Source organism: Bacillus sp. LR--39 (assembly GCF_053613335.1).
The window spans coordinates 1-531 of record NZ_JBSIOT010001513.1 but is presented as its reverse complement, the minus strand read 5'-3'; the positions used below and the strand labels follow the sequence as shown (position 1 = coordinate 531).

1 protein-coding gene is annotated in these 531 nt (G+C 44.6%); it reads left to right on the top strand.

The window, feature by feature from the left end:
- Window positions 1-182 precede the first annotated feature (182 nt).
- A partial coding sequence (locus tag ACWHAR_RS31480; protein ID WP_452088979.1) for a spermine/spermidine synthase domain-containing protein occupies window positions 183-531 on the top strand: 349 nt, incomplete at its 3' end.

The following is a 531-nucleotide window of genomic DNA, read 5'->3' as shown; positions in this document are numbered from 1 at the left end:
GATTGGGAATATAATGGACTTGGAATGACTCCTGAAAATGAATCGATCCGTCTTTACAATCACCTGCAATTCCTCTATACTTTTTCCTTAGGCAAAAGCCGATGCTTCAGTGCAGAATAATCGCCGCCGCAGGCGAGAAAAATAGATTGAAATACAGCTTATCACGAAAGGAAGATGACGCTTTGAGCGGACTTTGGTATACAGAGAAGCAAACGAAAAATTTCGGTATTACAATGAAAATCAACAGGACTTTACATACAGAGCAGACAGATTTTCAAAAGCTCGAAATGGCCGAGACTGAAGAATTCGGCAACATGCTGTTTTTGGACGGCATGGTCATGACATCTGAAAAAGATGAATTTGTCTACCACGAAATGGTGGCGCACGTGCCCCTGTTTACGCATCCGAATCCTGAGCATGTGCTTGTGGTCGGCGGCGGAGACGGCGGCGTTATCCGTGAAATTTTGAAGCATCCGAGCGTGAAAAAAGCGACGCTTGTCGATATTGACGGCAAGGTGATCGAATATTCCA